This window comes from Cupriavidus sp. SIMBA_020, assembly GCF_046535395.1.
Classification (GTDB): domain Bacteria; phylum Pseudomonadota; class Gammaproteobacteria; order Burkholderiales; family Burkholderiaceae; genus Cupriavidus; species Cupriavidus campinensis.
The window spans coordinates 1-240 of record NZ_JAWRWU010001540.1; the positions used below are offsets into that span (position 1 = coordinate 1).

A 240-nucleotide genomic window follows, 5' to 3' on the forward strand; every position below is an offset into this window, starting at 1 on the left:
GTCATCGGTGCACGCCGCACCGACAGGCTGGCCGAGCTGGCGCAATCGATCGAATCGTCCGGCGGTATCGTTCGTTACCGCGAACTCGACGTGACCTCGGCCGATGATGTGGCCGCATTCGCGCGGTTCGCGCTCGATGCCTTCGGCAGTATCGATGTGCTGGTCAACAACGCCGGCGTGATGCCGCTTTCGCCGCTCAACGCCCTGAAGGTCGGCGAGTGGAACCGGATGATCGATGTG

Annotated in this window: 1 protein-coding gene; it reads left to right on the forward strand. The window is 63.8% G+C overall.

Features of this window, described 5'->3' with window-relative positions; all coding sequences use genetic code 11:
- The coding region (locus SB751_RS34755) for an SDR family oxidoreductase (RefSeq protein WP_410749583.1) at nucleotides 1–240 on the forward strand (240 nt) is incomplete at both ends.